4 protein-coding genes are annotated in these 4659 nt (G+C 48.7%); 3 read left to right on the top strand and 1 reads right to left on the bottom strand.

Annotation, left to right across the window (positions count from 1 at the left end):
• Positions 1-160: 160 nt before the first annotated feature.
• The gene (locus LC092_RS21000) at positions 161-670 is read right to left on the bottom strand and encodes a hypothetical protein (RefSeq protein ID WP_224809683.1); all 510 of its coding nucleotides are present in this window, start codon (positions 668-670) and stop codon (positions 161-163) included.
• Between the two features lie 175 nt (positions 671-845).
• Between LC092_RS21000 and LC092_RS20995 the strand changes: the two genes are divergently transcribed.
• From LC092_RS20995 to LC092_RS20985, 3 genes are read left to right on the top strand one after another with little or no spacing between them, the layout of a single operon-like run.
• A complete protein-coding gene (locus tag LC092_RS20995) occupies positions 846-1391 on the top strand; it encodes a nucleoside monophosphate kinase (protein ID WP_224809681.1) in 546 nt (181 codons plus the stop codon).
• Positions 1392-1395: 4 nt separating this feature from the next.
• Positions 1396-2727 carry a hypothetical protein gene (locus tag LC092_RS20990; RefSeq protein WP_224809679.1) on the top strand — a complete coding sequence of 444 codons (1332 nt, stop codon included), beginning with the start codon at positions 1396-1398 and terminating at the stop codon, positions 2725-2727.
• Positions 2724-4382: a carbamoyltransferase C-terminal domain-containing protein gene (locus tag LC092_RS20985; RefSeq protein WP_224809677.1), complete on the top strand. Its 1659-nt coding sequence runs from the start codon at positions 2724-2726 to the stop codon at positions 4380-4382. The genes LC092_RS20990 and LC092_RS20985 overlap by 4 nt, the downstream gene beginning before the upstream one ends.
• Positions 4383-4659 lie beyond the last annotated feature (277 nt).

Raw genomic sequence — 4659 nt, 5'->3', positions numbered from 1 at the left:
TCCTTGACCAGTCTCACCGCCTCAAGCTTGAACTCGCGGCTGAATTTCCTTCTCTGCATTCACAAACTCCGGCTTCGTCAAAAACACCTTATCTTGGTGTCCACGAAACCGGCACCAGGCCAAACGTCTTTGTGCACCGACACAAAGGTGCTAAATTTCTTTATTGATCTCTGGCCCGCTGTGAAACGCTGGCGGACCCTACGGTTGAGGATTGGTCTGCATCACAGGAGGTGAACTTCAAACGATCGAGATACTCACCAATCTCGGTTTCAGGTCCGAGCCATCCTTCGGGTTTCTTAATCCTCCCACGGGTTGAGAAAAGTGGCCGTCCATCTTCTCCAAGTTTTCGAAGGTTTGCTGCATGTACAGCATTGAATGCTTCATGTGGAGGGACACCCATCTCGCAAAGCGTGCCGAGGGCAAAATAGATCAGGTCGATAATGGAATCGACTTGATCAACCAAAACGTCCGCGCCAATAAATTCAGACAATTCCTCTCGCATCCAGTCAGCTCTTAATTTTCGGCGTTCACCATCAAGCGACCCTGGTAACTCGGGCGCTGGCTCTCCCATAGCGATCTGAAAATCTCTGACGAGCTTCCAAGCTTCTAGCAAAGGTTCGACGTCTATTTTGGCGCGATCTGGCAAAGGACTCTCATTGGAAGTAATCATGGTGAAAACTCACACATTTGGGATACGTTCGTCAATGCGTCGGATTTGTAGGGATGCATTGCCCGCAAAGTGAAACCACTGTAGTTTCGATATCAACTTGCCTTGGGTTGATGTTAGCCAGCCCCACACGTTATAGAAATTAGGACGAAAAACCGGCGAAAGCGAGTGACCGCACGTGAATGGAATTTCCTACGAAGGGATCGTTAGCCCAATTGCGTTGCGAAAGGCGTATCTCTGTTTCCTTGGCCCGCCAGGTGCCGGAAAAACCACGCTCGCTAAAGCCCTCGCGGGAAAGCTGAAGGGCGACTACTTCTCTACCAGCACCTTCCTGAGGAGCCTATCAAGCCAAAACCCGAAGTCCGAAGAATCAATACACATTGGCCAGGCCATGGCGGTAGGGCAGAATATAGAAATGCATTCAATTTATGGGAAGATCCTTGAAGCAATTGATGCGCTTCAAAGCGATCTTAACGTCATTGATGGCTTCCCTCGCACATCCGAAGCAATGAGGGAATTGAGGCGACACATCCTCGAAAGCGGTCACCTGGTTATCTTTCATGTCTTTACAGACGTAGAGACCTGTCGCTCCCAATTTTACTCCAAAGGACCTGATAATACAGAGGCAGTATTCTCACAGAGGTTGAAAGCTTATACAGAGCTAGAACGGCCGATGCTTTCGTCTTTTGGTGCGAGTATCCCGATAATAGATATTAGGACATGACGGCATGATCTCCCTAATATTTGACACTATTGAACCGTATGTTTACGAAGCACTTCCCATTATGTTTCTCCCTCGCGGGTTTGAGTATGAGGCACGCTTTAAAGAAAAACATGTGGAAGATGGCATTCTTGAGACTGTTCGCAACAGTTCATCTGTCAAGGTTTTTGGTGGCGTGAAAGTGCTTATCTCGCTTCGAACAAAGATTAGCAAAGAAGCACAAGATGGTGATTATCAAAAAAAATTGTTCAAACACTTCCATTGCTTAAATTCTGAAGGAAAAAGGCTGATATCACCTATCCGATTTGCAGAAATTATTTCGATCAAGCTGATGTCTGGCTTCGTTCTGATTCGGTACCGTCTCTGTGACTATTTCTGTTTTCAATCTCCGCTGAAGCTTTCGGAAGTGCTGATGCAGCGGGAAGACCTAAATAGGCTACTCTATGAAGGCGTAAAATCGCGAGATGAATATGATGACCTTCCACACCTCGCAAAATGCACAAACGAAAAACTGGAGGATTTGGATCGCCAGAAGCAACCATTCCACGATTCAGATTGGGGTGCCATTGATCGAGGCCAGTTGGACGCTTGGGGCGGAGTCGCTTCTCAGTTTGCTTTCCTGCCGCACATTCATGATCTCCCTTTTGTGATGTTTGCAGCTATTCGAAAGCTAGCGTTGGGGCCGAATCCTCACCGCGAAGGACTCCAAGAGGCGCCAGTAGCCAATGGCATAAATAATGCTCGTGCGGAAACAGTTCCCAATACGGGAGACGGTCGACTAAAGTTGCGTTCAAGGATGAGCTATGAGTTGAAGGTATTTGAGTGTTATCCGCATGAGCTAATCAACGTTGGACACGATATCATGGCTCCAGTGACGACAAAAACACCTGACGAGGACCATAGTCGCGGTTACCGCCTGAGCCTAGACGACAATTTCTTCTTGAAAGAATCCGACCAAAGTGCCATCGGGGGATATGATTTTCTAGAGTTTCCGTTAGCCACGAGGCCAAGCACCAATGGCTCACGAGGAGTTCTTGGCCTCTCGCTGCCGGAACTTTCAGGGCATAATCGGCGCCGGTTTATCTCAAAGAAGCTTGTACTTGAGTACGAAGTTGAGTTGGGGTGGCTTGGATGGTCTATGCCTGCTGGTTTGGCGGCGATGGTTTTACTAGCAGTTGGCACGGGTTTGAATGGCCCTGAACATTTGGCTGACGGCATGGTTGGGTTGCTAGGAGTGTCGAAAGAGTTCGCAAATATTGTAGTCAGCTTCCTTCAGACCGCTATACTCGCCATGGGCATAGTTGGCGTGGTGTCCTATCTGGTGACGCAGAAACAATGATCATCGTTGGCGCAAACACAGGCGAGACGTCCTTTGGGAAACCCCTACGTGACGGTGGGGCCGCAATCATAGCCGATGGCCAGCTGATTTATGCTAGCGCGGAAGAGAGACATACTGGGGTAAAAGCGTCCGGGGGATACAATGCGGCTCTTGCTGCAGGTATGGTTACGCTAGGGGCGAAGCACACTGAAAAAGTGTTTCTTTCATCTTGTTGTGAACCGATACTCGAGGCTTCAAGGCACGAAGAGCATGAATACGTAGATCATCACAAATCCCATGCTGCGTTGGCATACTATGGTTCAGGCCTTTCTGAGGCTTTGGTTGTTGTTTGTGATGCCGGCGGAAACGTAGTTGAAAAGTCGCCTGCTACCCGAAACTGGTGGATGCACCAGAGGCAGCAGTTATCAATTTATTCCGGAAGGCATGGGAAGCTCACTGACCTTGGAAGCCACTTCCTCGAACCGATGTCTTGCGGCTTGGGTGAAATGTATAGGGCTTTCACATATTTTCTAGGGTGGAATAGTGGTCGGCAAGCCGGAAAAGTTATGGCTCTTGCCGGGGCTGGTGAGCGCCTTGCAGGGAAGCCTGACGCCGCCGACTTCTATTCATTTTCGGATGGTCTTCCGATCAGTAAGATTTCATCATTTGACCCATATAACCCCTCGGAAACTGCAAGGAATTTTCTCCGTTCCGTTAGGAGGGATGATCTTGTTCGAGCATGGGAAAATCACAGAGATGATGCGGCCCGACTTGAAGTAGCAAAAATCGTACAATGGAACCTCGAAACTGCGCTTTCGAGAATTGTTAAGAATTGGCTTGCGATTACCGGCCTGTCGTCCGTCTGCTTTTCCGGTGGTGTTGCCCTTAACTGCACTGCTGTACGGCGGCTTGAGGATGAGTTGGGTTGCTATGTATTTGTGCCACCAGGCAGTGGTGACAATGGTCAATCTGTGGGCAATGCAATTCTTGGACATCTGCGGATTTATGGGCGTGCTCCGGAAATTGCAAGTCAACCAGTTTTTCTTGGCAAAGAGTACCGGTCAAACCTAAATCAGATTCAAACGCTAATCCGGGATAGCGGAGTGCGTGCGAGAATTCGGAAATTTGAAGATCGAAAATCATTGCATGAAACTATAGCGGAAAGATTGTTTGACGGTGAAGTTGTTTTTTGGTTTCAGGGACGCGGTGAGTTTGGGGCAAGAGCTCTCGGCAATCGAAGTATACTAGCAAGTCCGCGCCCACCGCTTATAGGAAAGCGGTTAAATGATCTGAAACGCCGCGAGACCTTCAATCCTTTTGCGGCCAGTTGCCTCTTCGAGGACAAGGATCGCTTTTTCAAAGGTGCGGAGAATTCTCCATATATGACAAAATCGTTCAAGGTTCGACCTGAAGTTGAGCACGAAATTCCAGCTGTAGTCCATGACGATGGCACATGCCGGGCTCAGATTTTCAAGCGTGATTTCAATCCTATTTTTTTTGATTTGCTTGTTGCTTTCAAGCGAAAGACAGATTTCGGGATTTTGCTGAATACTTCTTTGAATGGCTCAGGGAAACCAATCGTGGAGACGCCAGGGGATGTTGTTAAGCTGTTTGCTGCGACCCATGAGGTTTCCGTCTTAGTTATAGACGATTTTGTTATTGAGAGAGCGCTGTGAGTTACTGCCGGTTTTGAGGACACCGAGTTAAGGTGTTTTTGAAACTGGAGAGTTGGAATGCAGAGACGGAAGTTCAGCCGAGAGTTCAAGCTCGAGGCGGTGAAGCTGGTCAGGGAGCGGGTGTGACCTGCTTCCCGATTTTCGGATCGTTCTGAGCTGGAATTTTCCAATTATGATCCCGTTGACGGGAGAAGGAGAGTTCCATGAAGAAGTCAAAGTTTTCGGAGGCGCAGATCGCCTTCATCCTGCGTCAGGCCGATGAGGGAGCACCCGTTGC

This window comes from Stappia stellulata (genome assembly GCF_020176715.1).
GTDB lineage: Bacteria > Pseudomonadota > Alphaproteobacteria > Rhizobiales > Stappiaceae > Stappia.
Note: the sequence above shows the minus strand (reverse complement) of the source record. Positions and strands in the feature narration are given on the sequence as shown.

Coding starts and splice junctions, on each gene's coding strand:
- LC092_RS21000 (WP_224809683.1), bottom strand. CDS start 670: ATGATTACTTCCAATGAGAGTCCTTTGCCAGATCGCGCCAAAATAGAC.
- LC092_RS20985 (WP_224809677.1), top strand. CDS start 2,724: ATGATCATCGTTGGCGCAAACACAGGCGAGACGTCCTTTGGGAAACCC.
- LC092_RS20990 (WP_224809679.1), top strand. CDS start 1,396: ATGATCTCCCTAATATTTGACACTATTGAACCGTATGTTTACGAAGCA.